Annotated in this window: 19 protein-coding genes and 1 pseudogene; 17 read left to right on the plus strand and 3 right to left on the minus strand. The window is 59.6% G+C overall.

Annotation, left to right across the window (positions count from 1 at the left end):
* Nucleotides 1-13 precede the first annotated feature (13 nt).
* Nucleotides 14-1,228, minus strand: a complete 1,215-nt coding sequence (locus tag C0U40_RS17780; protein ID WP_101657258.1) for an acyl-CoA dehydrogenase family protein — start codon at nucleotides 1,226-1,228, stop codon at nucleotides 14-16.
* Between the two features lie 161 nt (nucleotides 1,229-1,389).
* Between C0U40_RS17780 and C0U40_RS17785 the strand changes: the two genes are divergently transcribed.
* Genes C0U40_RS17785 through C0U40_RS17805 form a run of 5 tightly spaced genes read left to right on the plus strand, consistent with a single transcriptional unit; the run spans nucleotide 1,390 to nucleotide 7,564 of the window.
* Complete coding sequence (locus C0U40_RS17785) at nucleotides 1,390-2,148, plus strand: enoyl-CoA hydratase-related protein (protein WP_286135110.1); 759 nt, start codon at nucleotides 1,390-1,392, stop codon at nucleotides 2,146-2,148.
* Between the two features lie 21 nt (nucleotides 2,149-2,169).
* Nucleotides 2,170-3,969 (plus strand): acyclic terpene utilization AtuA family protein, encoded by a 1,800-nt coding sequence (locus C0U40_RS17790; RefSeq protein ID WP_101657161.1) that lies wholly within the window; start codon nucleotides 2,170-2,172, stop codon nucleotides 3,967-3,969.
* A gap of 12 nt (nucleotides 3,970-3,981) precedes the next feature.
* Nucleotides 3,982-5,451 (plus strand): acetyl-CoA carboxylase biotin carboxylase subunit, encoded by a 1,470-nt coding sequence (locus C0U40_RS17795; protein WP_101657162.1) that lies wholly within the window; start codon nucleotides 3,982-3,984, stop codon nucleotides 5,449-5,451.
* The gene (locus tag C0U40_RS17800) at nucleotides 5,451-5,954 is read left to right on the plus strand and encodes an acetyl-CoA carboxylase biotin carboxyl carrier protein subunit (protein ID WP_286135085.1); all 504 of its coding nucleotides are present in this window, start codon (nucleotides 5,451-5,453) and stop codon (nucleotides 5,952-5,954) included. Before C0U40_RS17795 ends, C0U40_RS17800 begins: the two co-directional genes overlap by 1 nt.
* Before the next feature lie 2 nt (nucleotides 5,955-5,956).
* A complete protein-coding gene (locus C0U40_RS17805) occupies nucleotides 5,957-7,564 on the plus strand; it encodes an acyl-CoA carboxylase subunit beta (protein WP_101657164.1) in 1,608 nt (535 codons plus the stop codon).
* Between the two features lie 105 nt (nucleotides 7,565-7,669).
* Here C0U40_RS17805 and C0U40_RS17810 read toward each other — a convergent pair whose 3' ends face one another.
* Nucleotides 7,670-8,281: a transferase hexapeptide repeat family protein gene (locus C0U40_RS17810; protein ID WP_101657165.1), complete on the minus strand. Its 612-nt coding sequence runs from the start codon at nucleotides 8,279-8,281 to the stop codon at nucleotides 7,670-7,672.
* A 280-nt stretch (nucleotides 8,282-8,561) separates the two neighbouring features.
* On the opposite strand from C0U40_RS17810, the gene C0U40_RS17815 reads away from it, so the two are divergent.
* The 12 genes and pseudogenes from C0U40_RS17815 to C0U40_RS17870 all read left to right on the plus strand — a co-directional run bounded on the left by C0U40_RS17815 (nucleotide 8,562) and on the right by C0U40_RS17870 (nucleotide 20,816).
* On the plus strand, nucleotides 8,562-9,746 hold the full coding sequence (locus C0U40_RS17815) for a lipid-transfer protein (protein ID WP_101657166.1): 1,185 nt from the start codon (nucleotides 8,562-8,564) through the stop codon (nucleotides 9,744-9,746).
* Nucleotides 9,747-9,770: 24 nt separating this feature from the next.
* A complete protein-coding gene (locus C0U40_RS17820; RefSeq protein ID WP_101657167.1) occupies nucleotides 9,771-10,601 on the plus strand; it encodes an SDR family NAD(P)-dependent oxidoreductase in 831 nt (276 codons plus the stop codon).
* Nucleotides 10,602-10,781: 180 nt separating this feature from the next.
* Complete coding sequence (locus C0U40_RS17825; RefSeq protein WP_101657168.1) at nucleotides 10,782-11,411, plus strand: TetR/AcrR family transcriptional regulator; 630 nt, start codon at nucleotides 10,782-10,784, stop codon at nucleotides 11,409-11,411.
* Nucleotides 11,412-11,414: 3 nt separating this feature from the next.
* Nucleotides 11,415-13,013 carry an acyl-CoA carboxylase subunit beta gene (locus C0U40_RS17830; protein ID WP_101657169.1) on the plus strand — a complete coding sequence of 533 codons (1,599 nt, stop codon included), beginning with the start codon at nucleotides 11,415-11,417 and terminating at the stop codon, nucleotides 13,011-13,013.
* Between the two features lie 9 nt (nucleotides 13,014-13,022).
* Nucleotides 13,023-13,817 carry a crotonase/enoyl-CoA hydratase family protein gene (locus C0U40_RS17835; RefSeq protein WP_101657170.1) on the plus strand — a complete coding sequence of 265 codons (795 nt, stop codon included), beginning with the start codon at nucleotides 13,023-13,025 and terminating at the stop codon, nucleotides 13,815-13,817.
* Nucleotides 13,814-15,817, plus strand: coding sequence for an acetyl/propionyl/methylcrotonyl-CoA carboxylase subunit alpha (locus C0U40_RS17840; RefSeq protein ID WP_286135086.1), 2,004 nt, complete (start codon nucleotides 13,814-13,816; stop codon nucleotides 15,815-15,817). The genes C0U40_RS17835 and C0U40_RS17840 overlap by 4 nt, the downstream gene beginning before the upstream one ends.
* A complete protein-coding gene (locus C0U40_RS17845) occupies nucleotides 15,814-16,980 on the plus strand; it encodes an acyl-CoA dehydrogenase family protein (RefSeq protein WP_101657172.1) in 1,167 nt (388 codons plus the stop codon). Before C0U40_RS17840 ends, C0U40_RS17845 begins: the two co-directional genes overlap by 4 nt.
* 49 nt (nucleotides 16,981-17,029) lie before the next feature.
* Complete coding sequence (locus C0U40_RS17850) at nucleotides 17,030-17,596, plus strand: biotin transporter BioY (RefSeq protein ID WP_101657173.1); 567 nt, start codon at nucleotides 17,030-17,032, stop codon at nucleotides 17,594-17,596.
* Nucleotides 17,597-17,942: 346 nt separating this feature from the next.
* Nucleotides 17,943-18,119: pseudogene (locus C0U40_RS20435) on the plus strand (IS30 family transposase); the annotation flags it as partial.
* 108 nt (nucleotides 18,120-18,227) lie between these two features.
* Nucleotides 18,228-19,574 (plus strand): ISNCY family transposase, encoded by a 1,347-nt coding sequence (locus tag C0U40_RS17860; RefSeq protein ID WP_101657174.1) that lies wholly within the window; start codon nucleotides 18,228-18,230, stop codon nucleotides 19,572-19,574.
* A 16-nt stretch (nucleotides 19,575-19,590) separates the two neighbouring features.
* On the plus strand, nucleotides 19,591-19,863 hold the full coding sequence (locus C0U40_RS17865; RefSeq protein ID WP_101657175.1) for a hypothetical protein: 273 nt from the start codon (nucleotides 19,591-19,593) through the stop codon (nucleotides 19,861-19,863).
* Between the two features lie 236 nt (nucleotides 19,864-20,099).
* Entirely contained in the window at nucleotides 20,100-20,816 is a 717-nt protein-coding gene (locus C0U40_RS17870) for a hypothetical protein (protein ID WP_286135111.1), read from the plus strand.
* Between the two features lie 11 nt (nucleotides 20,817-20,827).
* On the opposite strand, the gene C0U40_RS17875 is transcribed toward C0U40_RS17870, so the two are convergent.
* Entirely contained in the window at nucleotides 20,828-21,781 is a 954-nt protein-coding gene (locus C0U40_RS17875) for an alpha/beta hydrolase (protein ID WP_286135088.1), read from the minus strand.

Consider the following 21,781-nt stretch of genomic DNA (forward strand, 5'->3'; position numbering starts at 1 on the left):
TTTCGTCCCCCCCTCAGGCGCGCAGAAGTTCTTCGGCAATGATGATCTTGCGGACTTCGCTTGTGCCCGCGCCGATTTCCAACAACTTGTTGGCGCGGAACAACCGGTTGATCTCGGTGTCCTGCATGTAGCCAGAGCCACCATGGATATGGCAGGCTTCGGTCACCGCCTTGTTGAATGCCTCGCCGGCGTACAGACAGGCCGCCGCAGTCAGTTTGTGAATTTCGCCGCGGCCTCCGGCCCCTTTTGGCAGGCCCGTACAGGCGGCCAGCGCTCGATACCCGAAGGCGCGCGCCGTTTCGACCTCGATGTAGATCTGGGCCAGTTTCGACTGCATCATCTGGAAACTTGCGATTGGCTTGCCGAACTGCTCCCGGATTTTGGCGTATTCCAGACCCAATTCCAGCGCCCGTTCGGCCATACCTACGCAGACTGAGGCAACCATAGCACGCTCCAGATCCAGCCCGCTCATTACCACCGAAACGCCGGTGTTTTCCTCACCCACCATGGCGGATGCGGGCACGCGGCAATCTTCGAACACCAACTCTCCGGTCGGAGAGCCTCGGAAGCCCATTTTGTCGAGCTTTTGCGCCACCTTGAAGCCGGGATTGTCGGTCTCAATGATGAAGGCGGAAATGCCCTTGGCGCCCTTCGATTTCTCGGTCTTTGCGTAAAGCAGAATCACGTCGGCAATCGGGCCGTTGGTGATGTAGATCTTCGAGCCGTTGATGACGTAGTCATCACCGTCACGGCGCGCGGTGGTCGCCATGGACCCAAGCGCATCGGATCCCGCACCCGGTTCGGTCAGACCCAGAGCACCGACAAGCTCGCCCGAGCAAAGGCCCGGTACGTATTTCTTTACCTGCTCTTCGGACCCGTTGCGCAGCAGGTTGTTCAGGCACAGGTTGTCATGCGCGCCATGCGACAACCCCACAGCCGGGTTCCATTTCGAAATCACCTCGGACACCAGCGCCTGGGTGAATTCATCTTGTCCCGATCCGCCCAGCTCCTCGGGAGCGGTGATTCCCAGCAGGCCCAGCTCACCCATTTGCTTGAACAGGTCTTCGGGCCACCATTCTTCCTCGTCCATGCGCGCCTGCAACGGGTGCAGTACCTCGCGCGACACACGATCCACGTGATCGACAATCTGGCGTTGCTCGTCGGTCAACGAATAGTTTGCCCTGATGGCTTCCAGGTCAGCCGCGATAGCCTCACTTTGAGTCGTCATATCATCCTCCCGAGAAATGTCGTTTGTGGTGTTGACCAAAATCAAACACATGTTAGAAAATAGATCAAGCCAAGCTTTTTGCGACCTGACGTTAGAAGGCACGGCGCACAAACTATTTTGGGGGAGCTTCGGAAATGGGTGAGAGCGTTGTTCAATCGCAGATGCGTGGCGACGAAGTTCGTATCACGATTCGACGTCCTGAGAATCGAAATGCCCTAAACCGTGAAGTCGCAGACGGGATCATGGCCGCCATATATGCTGCCGAGAAGGACAGCGATTGCCGTGTGATCGTTCTGACCGGCGAGGGAGATCGCACCTTCTGCGCCGGCGGCGACATCAAGGCGGGTGCGGACGGTGGTCCGTTCGTTCAGGATCCGGCCGATCCTGATCATTTCGCCGGAAGGTTGTTCGAAACGATACAGGCCTGCCGAAAGCCGACGATCGCGCGTGTCAACGGCGTCGCGATGGGGGCAGGGGCGGGCATTATCTGTGCCTGCGATCTGGCTGTGATGGCGGACCACGCCCGCATCGGAACGCCGGAAGTGAAGGTGGGTTTGTTTCCCATGACGATCGTACCACCGATGATGCGTGTTTTGCCTCGGCGGAGGCTGATGGAGATGTTCATCACCGGCGTTCCTCTGACCGCCGAGGAAGCCCTGCAATTCAATCTGGTCAACTATGTGACCGATGCCGCAGGGTTGGACGACAAGGTTGCAGAACTGGTTGCCCAGATTGCTGCGCAGTCGCCGAGCGCGATCCGGCTGGGAAAATACGCCTGTCACGCGATGGAGGACATGACCTATCCGCAGCAAATGCGGTTTGCAGAAACACTTTTACCGCGAGTAGCACAGACCGAAGACGCGCGCGAAGGCTTTGATGCCTTCATTGCGAAACGCAAACCTGAATGGACAGGCCGCTAAACAAGCGGGGAGGAGAAGCATATGTCAGATCGAAAACTGCGCATCGGATGCGCATCGGGATTCTGGGGCGACACGCCTGAAGCGATCGGTCAACTGGTCTCCAAGGGCGAGATCAACTATCTGGTGTTCGACTATCTGGCCGAGGTGACAATGTCGCTGATGGCGCGTGCCCGCGCAAAGACGCCCGAGGCGGGTTATGCGCCGGATTTCGTCAAGGCGCTGGTTCCGTGGCTGCCTGAAATCAAACGTCAGGGCATCAAGGTCGTTGCCAATGCCGGGGGCGTGAACCCGCGCGGCTGCCGCGATGCGCTTGCCAAAGCCGCCGCCGAGGTCGGGATCGATTTGTCCATCGGAGTCGTACTGGGCGATGATTTGTCGGCGCGGGCCGACGACATCCGCGCCGCCGGCCAGACGGAGATGTTCTCGGATGTCGCGTTTCCGGGCGACATCTGGAGCATGAACGCCTATCTGGGTGCCCGCCCCATCGCGGCCGCGCTGGATGCCGGGGCCGACATCGTAATCACGGGGCGCTGCGCCGACAGCGCGGTCGCGCTTGGCCCCCTGATGCACGAATACGGCTGGGGCGATGACGACTGGGACAAGCTCAGCCAGGGATCACTGGCCGGCCACCTGATCGAATGCGGCCCCCAGGGAACGGGCGGCAACTTTACCGACTGGCAGGACGTGCCGGGGTGGGACAATATGGGGATGCCCATCGTCGAGGTGTCGGAAGACGGCAGTTTCGTCATGACCAAGACGCCTGACACCGGCGGGCTGGTCGTGCCGGGATCGGTCGGAGAGCAGATGCTCTATGAAATCGGTGATCCGCGCGCTTACCTGTTGCCCGACGTGACCTGCGACTGGTCCGGGGTTACCCTTGAACAGGTCGGACCCGATCGGGTGTTGGTCAAGGGCGGCAAGGGTCTCGGGCGCACCGACAGCTACAAGGTGTCGGCGACCCATGCCGATGGCTGGCGCGCGGTCTCTACCCTGACACTGGCCGCGATTGATGCCCCCGCCAAGGCCGAGCGCGTGGCCGAGGCGATCCTGACCCGCTGCCGCCGAATTTTCCGCGACCGCAACATGGGCGATTTCCGGCAGGTTAGCGTCGAAGTGCTGGGCGCCGAGGCCGCCTATGGCGCCAACGCCCGCGCCCTGACGCGCGAAGTGGTGCTCAAGATCGGCGCGGTCCATGATGATCGCGCCGCGCTGAACATCTTTGCCGGAGAAATCGCACCCATGGCGATTTCGACCGCGCAGGGTCTGACCGGGTTCTTCGCCGGACGGCCAAAGGTACAGCCGGTGGTCCGTCTGTTCTCCTTCCTTCAGGACAAGGCCGACACCCCCGTCGCGGTTGAGGTTGATGGCAAGGATGTGCCCGTCACAGTGGCCACCAAACCTGTGCAACTTGATCCGCCTGCCGCGCCGCCCACAGATAGCCGCGCGCCCGGTCCGGACGCGGTCAAGGTGCGCCTCGTCGACCTGGCGTGGGGCCGTTCGGGCGACAAGGGCGATATCGCCAACATCGGCATCCTTGCGCGCAAGCCGGAGTATCTGCCCTATATCCGGTCGGCCCTGACCGAAGACACGGTGAAAGCCTATTTCGCCCACCTGTGTGACGGCGCGGTCGAACGCTTTGATTTGCCCGGAAGCCATGCGCTGAACTTCCTGCTGCATGAATCGCTGGGCGGGGGCGGCATCGCCTCGGTCCGCATCGATCCGCAAGGCAAAGGGTTTGCGCAGATGCTGCTTGATATTGAAATTCCTGTGCCGGTCGATCTGGCCGCGCGCGACGGGCTGAACGCCTCGGACCGGAACTAAAAGGACAATACCATGACCATTTCAAAACTCCTGGTCGCCAATCGGGGTGAAATCGCGGCGCGCGTTTTGCGTACTGCCAAGGCCCGCGGCCTTGCGACGGCTGTGTTGCGCCACGTCGCTGAACAAGAGGGGCCGGCCCATCTGATCGCAGACGAGATTGTGATGATCGACGGCCCGACGCCTGTGGCCGCCTATCTCGATATTCCGCAGATCGTCGATGCCGCAAAAAAGATCGGCGCTGATGCGGTGCATCCCGGCTATGGCTTTTTGTCCGAGAATGCGGCCTTCGTCGCGGCGCTGGAAGAGGCCGGTGTGACATTTGTCGGCCCGACGTCCGAGACCATCGACCTGATGGGCGACAAGATCCGTGCGCGCGCCTTTGTTGAAGAGCGCGGCTTTCCGGTGGCGCCTTCGGCCATCGAGGATGACGATCCGGCGACGTTTGTCGAACGCGCCCGCGCCGTTGGCTATCCGCTACTCATCAAACCCTCGGCCGGAGGCGGCGGCAAGGGCATGCGCGTCGTGCGCGAGGATAGCACGTTGGAGACCGAAATCGAAACCGCGCGCCGCGAAGGCCAGCGGTATTTCGGCGACGGTCGTCTGTTCGTCGAATGCTATATCGAACGTCCGCGCCATATCGAGGTGCAGGTGATGGGTGACGGGCAGGGCAACGTGGTCCATTTCTGGGAACGCGAATGCTCGATCCAGCGCCGGTTCCAGAAGATTATCGAGGAAACGCCGTCACCGGCGCTGACCCCAGAACAGCGGGACGAGATATGTGAAACCGCTGCGGGGATTGCCCGCGCCGTCAAATACCGCGGGGCAGGGACCGTCGAATTCATTTATGCGCAGGACGGGGCCTTTTACTTCCTCGAAATGAACACCCGCCTTCAGGTCGAACATCCGGTGACCGAACTGGTGACTGGCTTCGATCTGGTCGCCGAGCAACTGCGCATCGCTGCAGGCGAGGGGCTGAGCGCGACGCAGGCGAATATTCCCCAGACTGGCCATTCAATCGAACTACGCGTCTGTGCCGAGGACGCGACGGCCGATTTCCGCCCCTCGATCGGGGATCTCCTGCTGCTGGATGAACCCTCCGGCCCCGGCGTGCGCGTGGACAGCGGCATTCTGGACGGCGGCAAGGTGACCACCGATTTCGACCCGATGCTGTCTAAGCTGATCGTGCATGGCCGCGACCGCGTGGAGGCCATCGCCCGTGCGCGGCAAGCGGTGCAAAACTATGTGGTTCTCGGGGTGACGACCAACACCGGATACCTAGATGCAATCCTTGCACATCCAGATTTTGCCTCGGGCGATGTTTCAACCGGCTTCCTAGCTGAACAATCCGAAACGCTGACTGCACCGGGGGAAGATATCTCTGACCTGCTGATGGCGGCGGCGGCCCTGTCAGACGAACGGCTGGTGAGCGACGTAATGCAAATACCGGAAATGCACCGCAAGATGGGCGGGTGGAGAAACTGATGCAACGGATTTTTCAGATCGACGGAGAAGAGACTGAATGTTGGTTGGGCCATGATGGCAGCCGGTTCGTACTTAATACCCCCAATGGTACTGTTGCCTGCCAATTGGACCCGACGGGCCTGCCGGGCGGTTATACGTTGCGGGCTAAGGGTGTTGTCCGCGAATTGCGACTGGCCGTGGGGCCGGAAGCAACTTTTGTGCACATGAACGGCCGCACCTACGAAGTCGGGCGGGCTGATCCCGCCGAGCGCCTGGCTGGAAGCGATGGTGGCACAGGCGATGATCGGTTGGTCGCGCCTATGCCCGGAGTCGTGGTGTCGGCCGCGGTCAAACCCGGCGATACAGTTAAAGAAGGCCAGCCGCTTTTGGTTATCGAAAGCATGAAGCTGGAAACCACACTGACGGCGCCACGCGACGGGGTCGTTGCCGAAATGCCATTCGCCGAAGGCGACAGTTTTGGGCTGAAAGATATCCTGGCCCAATTGGCCCCGGAGGAGGAGTGAGAATGCGCAGGATTGAAAGTCTGATCGATACCAACGCCGCCGACTACAAGGCAAATTATGCCGCCATGTCCTCGCGGCTGAAGGAATTTCACGCCCGCCAGCACGCGGCGCGTTTCGAACGCCCGCAACGCGACATTGACCGCCTTGAGCGGCAAAACAAGCTGGGCGTGCGCGAACGGCTAAAACTGCTGCTGGACCCCGGCACACCGTTTCTGGAATTCTCCACCCTCGCAGCCTGTCGCGAATATGACGGTACAGTGCCGGGTGCCGCCGTGGTTACGGGCATTGGCATCGTGCAGGGCCGCGAGGTCGCCATTCATGCCAATGACGCCAGCGTCAAGGGCGGTGCCTGGTATCCGCATACCGTGAAAAAGATCGTGCGCCTTCTGGATGTGGCCTTGGAAAACCGTTTGCCGGTCGTACATATCTGCGACAGTGCCGGCGGTTTCCTGCCGCTGCAACACGGCGTTTTTCCCGACCGCTATCTGGGCGGGCGGGTGTTCCGCAACCAGGTCAAGCTGAGCCAAGCCAATATCCCGCAGATTGCTGTGGTCGGCGGGCATTGCACCGCAGGCGGTGCCTATGTGCCCACGCTGAGCGATTACAACATCATCATCGAAGGCACCGGGGCGATTTTCCTTGGCGGTCCGCCACTGGTCAAGGCGGCCACCGGCGAAGAGGTCGGCGTTCAGGAACTTGGCGGGGCGGTCATGCACACCTCGGTTTCGGGCACCGGCGATTACCGCGCCGCGACCGAACAGCACGCCTTTTCACTGGCGCGCGAGATTGTCAGCCAATGGAAACGCACACCGAAAACGATCATCGAAACTGCGTCCTATGAAGAACCTTACTACGACCCGAAGGAGCTTTACGGGATCATTCCCAAGGACCGGAAAACCCAATTCGACATGCGCGAGGTTCTGGCCCGGATCGTAGACGGGTCGCGCTTCCACGAATACCAGCCCGACTACGGCACCACGATGATTTGCGGTTACGCTCACATCTGGGGCTACAAGGTCGGCATCCTCGCCAACAACGGGGTGCTGTTCAACGACAGCTCGCTCAAGGCCGCGCATTTCATTCAGCTGTGCAACCAGAACCGTACGCCTCTGGTCTTTTTCCAGAACATCACCGGCTATATGGTGGGCCGCGAATACGAAGAACGCGGCATCGCCAAGGACGGCGCCAAGATGCTGATGGCGCAGGGCGGCTCGGTCGTGCCGAAGTTTACCGTGATCGCCAATGCCTCTTACGGGGCAGGCAATTACGGCATGTGCGGACGGGCCTGGGATGCACGCACGCTGTTCATGTGGCCGCAGGCCGAAATCGGCGTGATGGGTGCGGATCAGGCTGCCAATACCATGGCCGACGTCAAGATCCGGCAGCTTCAGCGCGAAGGCAAAGAACTGAGCGAGGAAGAAATCGCCGCGATCCGTGATCCCGTGCTGGAGAAATTCCGCCGAGATGTCGAAGCCTATACCTCGACCTCGGAATTGTGGGACGATGGCATCCTTGACCCGGCGGACACACGCAATGCGCTTGGCATGTCGATTTCCGCCTCGCTGAACGCGCCGATCGACGATCCGCACTACGGGATCTTCCGGCTGTAACTGTACGAGGGACGGCACACCGAGCTACGGAGTGCCGTACCCTATCAAGGCGTTACGATCTGGCGCTTTCGGAATCCGAAGAAATCCGTCCCGAGACCGGACAGGTCAGGACGACGTCCGCCGCGCCTCCTGAATGGAAACGACGTCAGAGGCAGCCATCTCGGGCCGGTCCGCCTCGACCACCTTCAGCGGCTCGATGGGCATCAATCCGACCAGACAGTCACGCGCGAGTTGCTGGTATTCCGCCGTGCCGCGGGTCTTCCAAGCGACCTCTTTCTCGCTGACCTCGCGGATCACCTTTGCCGGAGATCCGACCACCATCGAACGGGGCGGAATGACGGTTTCGCCTCGCACAAAAGCCCGCGCGCCAACGATTGATTCCGCCCCAAGTTCAACGCCATCCATGATGACGGCGTTCATACCGACCAGAGCATTCCGGCTCACAGTGCAACCGTGCAGGATCGCGCCATGGCCAATATGACCGTCGGTTTCGACCACCGCATCGCGGCCGGGAAAGGAATGGATGGTGCAGTTGTCCTGGACGTTGGCGCCGTCGCCGATCACGATCCTGCCGAAATCGCCCCGCAGGCTTGCTCCGGGTCCGATGTAGCATCCATGACCCAAGATGACATTTCCGATCAAAATGGCCTGAGGATGGACATACGTGTCCTCGGGAACAACGGGTATAAACCCCTTGAATTCATAACAATACGCCATTCTCTCTGCCTTTCGTAGTCTGGGTGTCGCTGATTTCAGGAAACAAGCAACAAATGTTCATCGCCCGTCTTGCCGGAATCCAAAGGCCTAAAATGTACTGATTTCCAGAACCCGCAGTCAAGAAAAACAAACATATGTTAGAAAACAACGCAAGCACCCGACGTCACGGCGTGAAGATGTTGACAGTTCCCAGGGTTAGGATCTAAATTCTAACAAATGGTAGAAATTGGTTTGGCAGCGCGTTCAGAATCGCCGGACGAAGCATGGGAGAGAGAAAGAAATGACAGGCAAAGCCTATGTCACCGGCGTCGGGATGGTCCCGTTCCAGAAGCCGGGAAAATCCGAGAGCTACGATGTCATGGCAACCGCGGCGACCCGCTCTGCTCTGGCCGACGCAGGTCTGGACTACGAAAAAATTCAACAGGCGTATGTGGGCTATGTTTATGGCGACAGCACCTGCGGTCAGCGCGCCTTGTACAATGTTGGAATGACCGGCATCCCGGTTGTGAATGTGAACAACAACTGCTCGACCGGGTCGTCTGCCCTGTTCCTGGCCCGCCAGGCCGTGGAAAGCGGGGCGGTGGAATGTGCTCTGGCGCTTGGGTTCGAACAAATGCAACCCGGCGCAATCGGCGCGATGTTTCACGATCGGGTCAGCCCGTTTGCGGCTTTCGACGCGGAAACCGACGATCTGGTTGGCAGTTCGGAGATCCCGCTGGCACTGCGGTACTTCGGCGGTGCGGGCAAGGCGCATATGGACGAGTTCGGCACGCCTCTTGAGACCTTCGCCAAGATCCGCGCCAAGGCCAGCCGACATGCGGCGAAGAATCCGGTTGCCCTATTCCGCCAGGAAGTGACGGCGGAAGACGTCATGGCTGCGCAGGTGGTCTGGCCCGGCGTCATGACCAAGCTTATGGCCTGTCCGCCAACCTGTGGCGCAGCCGCCGCGATCATCTGTTCCAAGGAATTCGCCGACAAGCACGGACTGGACAGTTCGGTTCGGATCGCGGCGCAGGCCATGACAACGGACGGTCCGGAAACCTTCGAAGCCCATGATATGCGCGAGGTGGTCGGCTTTTCGATGGCCAAGCGCGCCGCCGATCAGGTCTACGAGGCTGCGGGCATCGGGCCCGAAGACGTGGATGTGGTCGAACTGCACGACTGTTTCGCCCACAACGAACTCATCACCTACGAGGCGCTTGGCCTTTGCGGCCGAGGCGAGGCTGCGAAGTTTGTTGATGATGGCGACAACACCTATGGCGGAAAATACGTGACCAACCCGTCGGGCGGTTTGTTGTCCAAAGGTCATCCTCTTGGGGCGACCGGCCTTGCGCAATGTACCGAGCTTGTCCAGCAGTTGCGCGGGCAGGCTGATGCGCGCCAGGTAGATGGCGCGCGCTTGGCACTTCAGCACAATTTGGGCCTCGGTGGGGCCTGTGTCACCACACTTTATGAAAAAGCCTGATAGCGCCTTTCGGAAGGAACTAATATGACTGGAAAACTCGACGGGCGTGTTGCCCTGATCTCGGGCTCGGGCCGAGGCATTGGCCGCGAGATCGCGCTCAAGCTGGCCTCGGAAGGGGCGCGCGTGGTGGTCAACGATTTGGATGCCGACCCGGCCAATGACACCGCTGAAGCTATCCGCGCCGCTGGCGGCGAAGCGGTGGTCTGCGCCGGCAGCGTGACCGAAGACGGTTTTGCCGAACGGTTCATCAAGACGGGCGTGGACAGCTTCGGCGGACTCGACATCATCGTGAACAACGCCGGCTACACCTGGGACAGCGTCGTTCAGAAGATGACCGACGAGCAGTGGCAGGCGATCATCGACGTTCACATGACCGCGCCCTTCAAGATCCTGCGCGCCGCCCAGCCGGTAATCAGCGCCAAGGCCAAGGAAGAGGCCGCCGCCGGGCAAGAGGTGTTCCGCAAGGTGGTGAACATCTCGTCCATCGCGGGGACCGGCGGCAATGCCGGCCAGATCAACTATTCCGCCGCCAAGGCCGGAATCCTGGGGGTCACCCGGACAATGGCCAAGGAATGGGGGCGCTACAAAGTCAATGTCAATGCCGTAGCCTTCGGACCGATCCGCACCCGCTTGACCGAGGGTAGCGCGGACGGGGACAGCACGATCAAGGTCGAGGAAAAAGAGATCAAGGTCGGCGTGAACCCTGATCTCTTGTCCCAGATGGAACGCATGATTCCACTTGGCCGGGTCGGCACTCCGGAAGAGGCCGCGGGCGCGGTCTATTTGTTCTGTGCGCCAGAATCGAACTTCATCTCGGGTCAGCACATTATTTGCGGCGGCGGATTCGTGATCTAGCACCAGCCACTACGCCGAGCGTTTGGGCCTTGGCTGAAAACTTTCCGTTCGGGCGACCATTTGACGGTTGCTCGGACGGCACTTTCCATAAGTACCAATCCAACACGTTCAGGAGTATTGACTTATTGCAGCAAAGTACCTAACATATGTTAGTTAGGCAGTTTGCTGGAAAGAGGACCCATGACGGACACCACAGCAATCAAGGTCGGCGAGACTTCTCGCAGAGCGGTCGGGCGGGATGGCGTCCTGGATATTGCGGCACGACTCTTCCGCGAACAGGGCTATGGGTCCGTTTCGCTCAGAAAAATCGCCGAGGCCGCCGGGATCAAGGCGGGCAGCATATATTATCATTTCGGCTCCAAGGACGAGATCGTTGCGGCCGTTCTCGATGCTGGTATCCAAGTCGTTCACGAGAGCATGAGAGAAGCCGTCACCGCCTTGCCGTCGGATACCGATGGCGAAACGATCCTACGCACCGCGATCAGAGCGCATCTGCGCGCGCTTCTCGACGTCAGCGATTATACCTCGGCCAATGTGCGTATTTTCGGGCAAGTGCCACAGCCCGTCCGGGATGCCAATCTGCCGACGAGGCGCGCCTATGAGGCCGAATGGGACCGCCTTTTGTCCCGGCTTCAGAATGACGGCGCGCTGAAACACGACGTCGATATCCGCCAGCTGCGCCTGATGTTGATCGGTACACTGAACGCCACGCTTGATTGGTTCGACCCGAACCGCGGCAGCGCCGATGCGCTGTCACGCACCTATGCCGATGTATTCCTCAACGGGATACTCGAAAGACAGGATACCTGATATATGGCACGTCTTGAAACAGCGGTACAGACCGCGTCGAAGACCTACACTCGCAACCACGCGGCGCAAAGCGAGCGCGTCGAGACCCTGCGCGCGCGCATTGCCGAGGCCACGGCAGGCGGGCGCCCCGACATGGTCGCGCGGCATCGCAAACGCGGGAAACTCCTAGTACGGGAACGGATCGACCTGCTGGTGGATCCGGGCACCGCGTTTCTTGAGCTGTCGTCGCTGGCTGCCTACGGGCAATACGGGGGCGAGGTGCCTGGATCCGGGATCGTCACTGGGATCGGGATCGTCCACGGATTGCCCTGCATAGTGATCGCCAACGATGCGACGGTAAAGGGGGGGTCTTTTTACCACGAGACAGTGCAGAAACACATCCGCGCCCAGGAAATCGCGGCGGAAAACCGGATGCCCTGTCTCTATCTGGTGGATTGTGGCGGGGCCTATCTGCCCGAACAAGACCGGGTCTTTCCTGATGCGCGCCACTTCGGCAACTCCTTCTATCGTCAGACCAACATGTCGGCCAGCGGCTTGCCGCAGATCTCGGCCGTGTTTGGCGGCTGCACCGCGGGCGGAGCCTATATCCCGGCGCTGTCGGACGAGGTCATCATGGTGCGGGGCAACGCGCGCATCCATCTGGGCGGGCCTTCGATCGTCAAGGTGGCGATCAACGAAGAGGTCGATGGTGAAACTCTAGGTGGGGCCGAGATGCATTCGCGCGTCTCCGGCGTGTCCGACCACCTGGCCGAGGACGAGCACCACGCGCTCGCACTGATGCGCGACATTGTGGCCGAGCTTGGTCAGTCGCGCCCGATTCAGCCAGACGAGGCACCCCAGCCGCCTGCGCATGATCCGTCCGAGCTGCTTGGCGTCATCAGCGCCGACCGCAAGGAGCCCTACGACATGCGCGAGGTTCTGCTGCGAATGATCGACGCCGGCGAATTCCGCGAGTTCAAGCCCGGATGGGGTGAAACATTGGTTTGCGGCACGGCACGGATCCACGGCTATCGCGTGGGTATTCTGGCCAACAACGGGGCGCTTTTGTCCGAAAGCTCGCTCAAGGGCGCGCAATTCGTATCCATGTGCGATCAGCGGAACATCCCGCTTGTTTTCCTGCACAACATTTCCGGTTTCATGGTCGGCACCGACGCCGAACGCGGCGGAATCGCCAAGGACAGCGCCAAGCTGGTCTATGCCATGTCGGTGGCCAAGGTGCCGCGCCTTTCGGTGCTCTTGGGCGGCTCTTACGGGGCGGGCAACTACGGCATGTGCGGGCGCGGGTTCGCGCCGAATTTCCTCTTTGCCTGGCCGACTGCAGAGCTGGCCACCATGTCCGCCGACATCGCCACCAACGTGATGCTCGAATTGCGCCGTCAAAAAGCGGGCGACCCGGACAAAATGGCGGCCGATCTGGCCCGGATCGAGGCGCAGGTGCGTGCCCAGTACGGCGAACAATCGGATCCTTATTATGCCACTTCGCGGCTCTGGGATGACGGGCTGATCGAGCCTGGGCAGACCCGTGATATTCTGGGCCTGTGCCTGGCCATTGTCTCTTCGGTGCCCGAGGCAGGGCGCCACACGCCAGTATTCAGAATGTGAGGCTTCAAGTTGACCAATACCTACAAAACAATCCTTGTCGAAACTGATGCGCGCGGCGTTGCCACGGTGACGCTTAACCGCCCCGAAAAACACAACGCGCTGAACGGCGATCTTATTGCCGAGCTCTATGATGCCGCCGAAAATCTCGCCGCGGATGAAGGCGTGCGTATCGTGGTCTTGACCGGCGCGGGAAAAAGCTTCTGTGCGGGCGGCGATTTCAACTGGTTCGCCTCAAACGTCGAGAAAACCCGCGCTGAGCGGGTCGAACAAAGCGCCACGCTGGCGCATCTGTTGCGCCGCCTTGATACCCTGCCCAAACCGCTGATCGGCCGGATCAACGGGCCAGCCTATGGCGGCGGGGTCGGCATGATTTCAGTCTGCGACTATACCATCGGTGCCGAAGGCGCGCGCTTTGGCCTGACCGAGGTGAAACTGGGCCTTTTGCCCGCGAATATCTCGCCCTACGTCGTGGCGCGCATCGGCAAGGTACATTCGCGCGAAACCATGCTGTCGGGCGCCCTGTTCGACACGACGCGCGCCGAACGGATCGGTCTGCTGACCGAAGTTGCCGCTCCGGACGACCTGAACGTCGCAGTGGACCGAGTGGTGCACGATCACCTTCAGGCCGCACCGGGGGCCGTTGCCGACACCAAGGCTCTCGTCGCCTATGTCGGCTCCCACGACCTTGAAACCAATATGATCTACACCGCCGACCGACTGGCCGATGCCTGGGAAACCGAAGAAGGTATCGAAGGTATCAACAGCTTCCTCAACAAGGGCATTCCGTCATGGCGAGTCAAATGAGTTTCACCCGAGTCCTGATCGCCAACCGCGGCGAGATCGCCCGCCGCATCCAGCGCGGGTGCCGTAAACTGGGTCTGGAAAGCGTGGCGGTGTTTTCGGAAGCAGACCGCGACGCGCCCTTCGTGGCGGAGGCCGATCTCGCCGTCTGTATCGGCGGGGCCGCGCCTGCGGACAGCTACCTGAACGTCGAGACCATTCTGGACGCCGCGCGCGCGACCGGCTCAGGGGCAGTGCATCCGGGCTATGGTTTCTTGTCGGAAAATTCCGGTTTCGCCGCAGCGGTCGAGGCGGCGGGCCTTGTGTTCATCGGGCCTTCTGCCGCTGCAATCGCACGGATGGGAAGCAAGATCGAGGCCAAGGCAGCCGCCGAAGCCGCAGGCGTGCCCGTCTTGCCAGGCTATCGCGGCGAAGATCAGTCTGACGCGCGATTGCTAGAAGAAGCGAAAGCGCTCGGCACGCCGTTTCTGGTCAAGGCCAGCGCAGGCGGCGGCGGTCGCGGGATGCGGCTTGTCCGCGAGTTGAGCGACGCACCCGAAGCGATTGCATCTGCCCGGGCAGAAGCGCAGGGCACCTTCGGCGATCCGGCGGTATTCCTCGAACGCTACGCACCCCGTGCCCGCCACGTCGAAGTGCAGGTTCTGGGCGACTCCCACCGCACCGTGCTGCATCTGGGCGACCGTGATTGCTCTCTCCAGCGCAACCACCAAAAGCTGATCGAAGAGGCCCCCGCCGCCGATTTGCCCGAGGCTGTGCGCGACGACATGCGCGCGGCGGCGGTGCGATTGGCGCAGGCGATCGGTTATCGCTCCGCAGGGACGGTAGAATACCTCTATGACCCCGGGCGCGGCGAATATTACTTCCTTGAAATGAACACCCGGTTGCAGGTGGAACACCCTGTGACTGAGGCCATCACCGGCATCGACCTTGTTGAATGGCAGTTGCGCATCGCGCGGGGCGAGCCGCTGCCGCTGACGCAAAGCGATGTGCAGTTTGACGGGCACGCCATTGAAATCCGCATCGCCGCCGAAAACCCGGCCGAGAATTTCCGCCCCGAAACGGGCGAGATCACCCTTTGGGCGCCGCCCGCGGATGTGCGGCTGGATACTGGGGTAGAGTGCGGTTCGGTCGTCGGCCACCACTACGATTCCATGATTGCCAAGTTGATCGTCCACGCGCCGGATCGGGCCGGGGCGATCCGCCGGGCGATCACCGCGATCGATGCTTTTGCCGTCGGCGGCGTCGGCCTGAACCTGGCCTATCAGCGCGCGTTACTGGCACACCCGGATTTTGAGGCGTTCCGGCACCATACCTCGGGCCTGCCCGAGATGTTCCCAGGCGGCTGGACTGAACCGTCCGCTGATCCCCGGGACATGGCCTTTGCCGCGATGGCGCTGCATCTGCGTCTCGTCCCGGCGGGCGCGTCGCCCTGGGAAAGCCTGGGGTCATGGCGACTCACAGCCCCTGCGGGACAGCCCGGTGCGGCCTTCTATTGGGATACAACCAAAGACGACCCGATCCGCGTCAGCGGCTCCGGGTCGGAGTTGACTGCAATACAGCCGGATGGCCAAACCATCACGGTCGAGAGTGCCGCTCTGACCGGGTGCTGTCTGAGCGGACGCATCGACGGGGTTCCGTTTTCGCGCATCGCTCATGTCACGCGCGCGCCGGGTCACTGGCGGGTGCACCTGCAAACCCCAGCCGGAATGACCGCGACAGACCTGCGCACGCTGGAAGACCAGCATCTGCAACGTGCCACCGGTGGATCTGGCGGCGCTGACCTGTTGTCCGCACCCATGCCCGGCGCCGTTGCCGAGGTGCGTGTCGCTCTCGGCGATCGCGTCGAAGCCGGAGACACGCTGGTGGTGCTGGAGGCCATGAAACTCTTGCAAAGCCTGCCCGCGCCGGTCGCGGGCGTGGTGACAGAAATCTATTGTGCACCTGGCGATACGGTCGCCGGGCACGCCCCACTTATCAAACTCGATCCAGAGGAAAACACATGACCAGACAAGACACCATCACCGCGGCCACCGGCCCGTTCAACGAAGACCTCAACATGATCCGCGACCAGCTGCGCCGGTTCATTGAAACCGAAGTAACAGCCAAGGCGGAGCCCTGGGAAGAGGAGGGCATGGTGCCCCGCAACGTGCTGCGCCGAATGGGCGATCTGGGCGTGCTGGGCATGCGCTATGACGAACAATATGGCGGTGCGGGGCTGGACGTGATGTCCAGCGTGGTATTGGCCGAAGAGGTGGGGCGGTCTACCTTCGGCGGGTTCTCGGCCACGGTACTGGTCCATACCGATATGGCCTCGCCGCATCTGGAAAATGCCGGCACGCCGGAACAGAAGGCGCGCTGGATGCCATCGATCATATCGGGCGAAAAGATCACCGCCGTGGCCGTGACTGAACCGGGCGCAGGATCGGACGTGGCTGGCATGCGTACCCGCGCGGTGCAGGACGGGTCGGACTGGGTGCTGAACGGCACCAAGATGTTCATCACCAACGGCGTGCATGGCGACCTCTACTTTGTCGGTGCCAAGACCGATCCCGATGCAAAGGGTTCCCGCGGGATCACCATGTTCGCGATCGAAAAGGGTACGCCGGGCTTTTCGGTCGGTCGGGCGCTGAACAAGACCGGCTGGCTCTGCTCGGACACGGCCGAACTGATCTTTGAGGATGTCCGCATCCCGGCCGAGGATGTGCTGGGCGAGGTTAACAAAGGCTTTTATTCGGTGATGAAAAACTTCCAGAACGAACGCATCGTCCTGGGCGCAATGGCCTGTGCCGAAGCGCAATCCGCGCTGGACATGACAGTGGAATACGTCAAGCAGCGCAAGGCCTTTGGCGGTGTTCTATGGGACAAGCAGGTGGTGCGCCAGCGGCTGGCAGACTGCCAGACGAGGATCGCGGCGGGACGGCAGCTGGTCTATCATGCCGCAGGTCTGGATGCGGCGGGCCACGATTGCGTGCAAGAGGTCTCGATGGTCAAGGCCTATTGCGGCGAACTGGTAAACAGCGTGCTCTACGACTGCGTCCAGTTTCACGGCGGCATGGGCTATATGCGCGAAACCCCGGTTGAACGCATGTCGCGCGACGCCCGTGTTCAGGCCATCGGCGGCGGTGCGAGCGAGGTCATGCTGGAAGAAGTCGCCAAGCGCATGTGAGCTTCCCTATCCAGCAAATCAACGATCTACAGAAACAAGGACGAAACAGATGAATTTGGAAGCCACTCAACGCCAACCGGTCGCAAGACTGACCCGAGATATCTCAATAATACTCATCGGCACAATACTTCTGACACTATCCGCCAAAATCGCGGTGCCGTTCTACCCGGTACCGATGTCAACACAAACCCTGGTGGTCTTGGGTCTCGGCCTTTTCCTGGGGCCGGTGCGCAGTAGTCTAGTTGTCGCTGCGTACCTTCTGGAAGGTCTGTTTGGCCTGCCGGTTTTCGCTGGCACGCCTCCCGCACCGGCGGGTCTGGCCTATTTTGCGGGTCCCACTGGCGGATTCTTGATTGGGTTTGCGCTCGCGGCGGCGGCTGCAGGATGGATGGTTCAAAAGCTGGCAGGGCTTCCGCCTTCAATCAGAGCATCTATAGCGGTCCTTTCCGGTTCGATACTTATGTATTGCGCAGGGCTATTCTGGTTGGGTAGCTTTGTCGGCTATGGCGAAAAATTGCTGAACGCCGGGCTTTACCCGTTCCTGCTTGGAGACCTGACGAAGGCAGCAATTGCTGTAGTGCTGTACACAGGTTTCCATAATCGGGGTCACGCTTGACTGCTGGGCTTTGTTGCCTTGTTCCAGCGCCGGTTCTGACCGGCGCTGGACGCCAGCCCGAGGCTTCCAAAGCTATGCAAAAGCAAAAGGCGGCTTTGCAAGTCCCAGACTTTTCACTGTCAGAAAGTGGTCGTATTCAATGACAAAACGCAGCATGTTTCACACAGAGCCGGAACCGTGTCGCGCGCGTGCAGAACAGGTGGCCGAGGGAATCCTGAGGATCGTTGCGAGCAATCCCGGGAAGATGACCTATCACGGGACGAACAGCTACATCATTGATACACCTGACGGTCGGTTCATTCTCGATCCGGGTCCAGCAGAAGACAGTGCACATTTCGAAGCAATTGTCGAGAACCTGAACAAACGCGCGCGTCTATATCTGCCACGCGACACCCAGCTCGCAGCGCTCTCAAATCGCAATATGAAGGCGATTTGTGACCGCCTGAATGGCACACCCAGAAAGTGCCTGGGATGGCGAACCCCAACCGAAGCGTTCAGAGAAGAGATCATGAAACTGAGATAGCGGAAAACGTCGCAACGACCCTTGAACCATCACGCAAAGCGATAATGTCACCCATGAGCAAAGCAGAAGTGTCACTCTCCTCGCAAAACGATGTGAGGATGCGTGGACATGGGATGGGTGGTTATGAGCGAGCGCGAGTTGAACCGTGTGGAAGTTTTGGCACAGGTCGATGATGGCCGGCTGAGCGTCGACAACGCGGCGAACATGCTGGACCTGACACGTCGTCAGGTTTTCCGGCTGCTCAAGCGATACCGTCAGGATGGCGCAGCGGCGATCCGGCACAAATCGCGTGGCAAAATTCCAAACAATCAGATCCACAAAGCCAAACGCGACTATGCGTTGAGTCTGATCAAGGAACAGTACCCGGATTTTGGGCCTACACTGGCGGCTGAGATGCTGGCCGAACATCATGGCTTCAAAGTCTCTCGCGAGACGCTTCGGAAGTGGATGGTTGAAGATGGCATTTGGCTGTCTCGCAAGCAGCGCCGCCAGTTCCACCAGCCGCGTCTACGCCGGGAATGTTTCGGCGAGCTGATCCAGATCGATGGCTCGGATCATCGTTGGTTTGAGGATCGTTCTGGTCCCTGCACCCTGCTCGTCTTTATCGACGATGCCACCAGCACCTTGATGGAGTTGTTGTTTGTCAAATCCGAGAGCACGTTCAGTTATTTCGAAGCACTGGAGAGCTATCTGCTCAATCACGGTCGTCCCGTCGCATTCTACAGCGACAAGCACACGGTGTTTCGCGTGGCCAAGGAAGACGCCAAAGGTGGTGCGCGTATGACCCAGTTTGGGCGTGCGCTGAACCAGCTGAACGTTGAGATTCTGTGCGCCAATTCAAGTCAGGCCAAGGGTCGCGTTGAGCGTGCCAACCGGACTCTACAGGACCGGTTGGTGAAGGAACTGAGGCTTGCCGGTATTTCGGATATGGAAGCCGGAAACGCCTATCTGCAAGGCTTTAAGGAGCGTCACAACGCGCAATTTGCAAAGGCTCCTGCCAAGTCCGATAACCTGCACCGCGCCTTAAATGTCGAGCCAGATCGGCTCGATGATGTGCTATGCTGGCGCGATACACGCTATGTCGGCAAACAACTGACCTTCTCCTATGACCGCAAGCGGATCATGCTGGAAGAAAGCGATGTGACACGCGGTCTGGTCGGTAAATACGTGGACACTTATGCATTTGTTGATGGGCGGTTTGAGGTGCGCTCAAAAGGCCGATCCCTGCCCTACAAAATCTTCGACATGGATCAACGCGTGACGCACGCCGCCATCACCGACAACAAGTGCCTTGGTGCCGTGCTGGAGTACATCAAAGAGATGCAAGATAAGGCCCCACCAAAATACCCGGTCAGGACAAATTCTGAGAAGATGGGCTACAAGCCAAACGGTAAAACGCCTGGGCGGCCGTCAGGATCACGGGCCAAGAAGAAGATTGTACACGTGGCGGAATAGCCCCAAGATTGGTGGCATGGATACCGAAGACGACCCAGATATAATATTCTCCGATTACACACAGATCGTGACCATCGACGGGCATCATTTCGACGTCGAGATTTATAAGACCAGCATCCATCCCGGCTGGATCCTGTCCGTAGAGAACCAGTTTGGAACGTTGACGATTGCCGACAGCCCGCCCTTCTTCGGCGATGTCCTCGCCTGGCGCGCCTTCGAAGAGCTCGTGCGCGATGAAGGCATCAAAGCCTTCTACAACAAGAAAGAGCGCCGCAAGCTTGGTCTATAACCAGACCCCGCAAGGCTTACCAACCCTGCGATATATGAGGTCTTCGGGCTGCTAAGCCTTGCTACCGTTAGCGCCTTTGATGACACTTCTGCTTTGCACGGCCAGTGACATTTCTGAATGGCGTTTACAATATATTATGTGTTGCGAAAGTATACTATTGAGTTTATGTTGGAATTCCCCTGCCAAGGAACCCTATCATGAGCGTATTACCTAGAACCCGACTTGTACCGTTGGTCATGACCCTGGCTTTGACAGGAATTCCGCTGCATTCGAGCTCAAGTGCTCAAGCGTATCCCATCGATTGCGCGATTCTGCTGTGCCTTTCTGGTGGTTGGCCAGCTTCCGTTCCCTGCTCTCGTGCGCGTGCTGAATTCATCAGGCGGATCACGCCCTGGCCCGTAGAACCCCCGCTGCAGATCTGGCGCTGTCCTATGGGCGCGTCCTACGAGATCGCACCTCAGCAGAAGGGAACAGACCGGATCATCGACGCCTTGTTCCAAGCTGATGATATGCGCCCACGCCAGTCATTCCCAACGACCCATAGTGCACCTGAAGCAACGGCAGAGGCGGCCGTTTTAAGCATTGTTGAAACCTCAAGCGAGCTCTTCGCTGTGGATCTTGCCCTGCGCCTGGTTCAGGAGCGTGCAAACATTGACATCAGCGCTCCAGAATTCAATTTCGTGCGGTCAATTCGTGTTTTCGACGTCCGATATGCACAGCAGTACAAATCCGGGCCTGATGGCGAATGCAATCGAAGCGCGGTTGTCGTCCTTGGAACTTACGGGACCCAAGGTGACTTCTTATGGCAGAGGTCTTCAGTGGCCGCCCTCCCCTTGGCCTACGTGGGACTTGAATTGTGGGGAGATCACTGCCCAAGTATCTATCATCGGTCTGTTTTCGTGGACTGGCGCGATTATGATGGGAACTATGGGTTCGAGCAAGTCAACTACTAACAAAGCTTAAATCAAGTTGATGAAAACAGTTCAGAAATTCTGGCCAGTACTTCGTTACGTATACTCGGGACTTCGCAGAGAACGTCGTGCCTTGCATTTTCAACCAACTCGAGTTTTCCTTGCGGCCAACGGGCCATTCGATCCTGCGCCGCTGAAATTGCGACAATGCTATCCTCGACACCGCAAAAGGTGATGCATGGCGTGTCCGGCGACGGCATTTTTGACAATGATCGCGTTTCTTTCAGCGTCTGAAAAAGCCACCCCATGCTTGGGCCGCCAATTTGTTGATCAACCAGTTGTTCCGAAATGTTTACGTAGTATTGATACATTTCCGGGTCGTGTGTCAGCCTATTGTCTTCAAAGGCTGTCTGGAGAACATAGCTCTCTCCCCGAGTCCCCGGGGCGTATGAGTGTCCCTTGCCTACGAATTGAGCTGCCCATGACAAAGGCCAAGCGGCGAGCCTTTGAATGGTTGAAAGGTTTACGCCCCACAAAGGGGCAGTGAACGCGCAGGCAGAAACCGGCAATCCATCAATAATCGCGCGTAGTCCAACACAGGCACCGAGAGAGTGCCCAATCAAATACCAAGGCTTCGGGAGATCGAGTGCTTCAGCGGCCTTGATCATTGCCGCTACGTCTTTTTGGTAGTCAGAGAATTGGCCGATGTGGCCTGTCATTGGATTATCAGTGAGCCGATCAGAGAGCCCTTGACCGCGCCAATCAATGGCGAAGACCACGTAGCCCGAATTGTGAAGCGCTTCCGCTGTGCGACCATACTTTTCGATGTTTTCCGTGCGTCCCTGGAACACAAACACTGTTCCTTTAGGAGAAGACTCCCCATGCCAACGCGCAACTCGAAGACGCACATCGTCTTCGGTCTTTACCCAATACGCATCCACGCTGGCAGGGCCCTCTGCTACCTGAGGGAAAAATGGCGCATCAACCATCAAACTAGAGTAATTCAT

The sequence above is a fragment of the Neptunicoccus cionae genome (assembly GCF_002860325.1).
In the GTDB taxonomy this organism is placed as follows: Bacteria; Pseudomonadota; Alphaproteobacteria; order Rhodobacterales; family Rhodobacteraceae; genus Amylibacter; species Amylibacter lutimaris.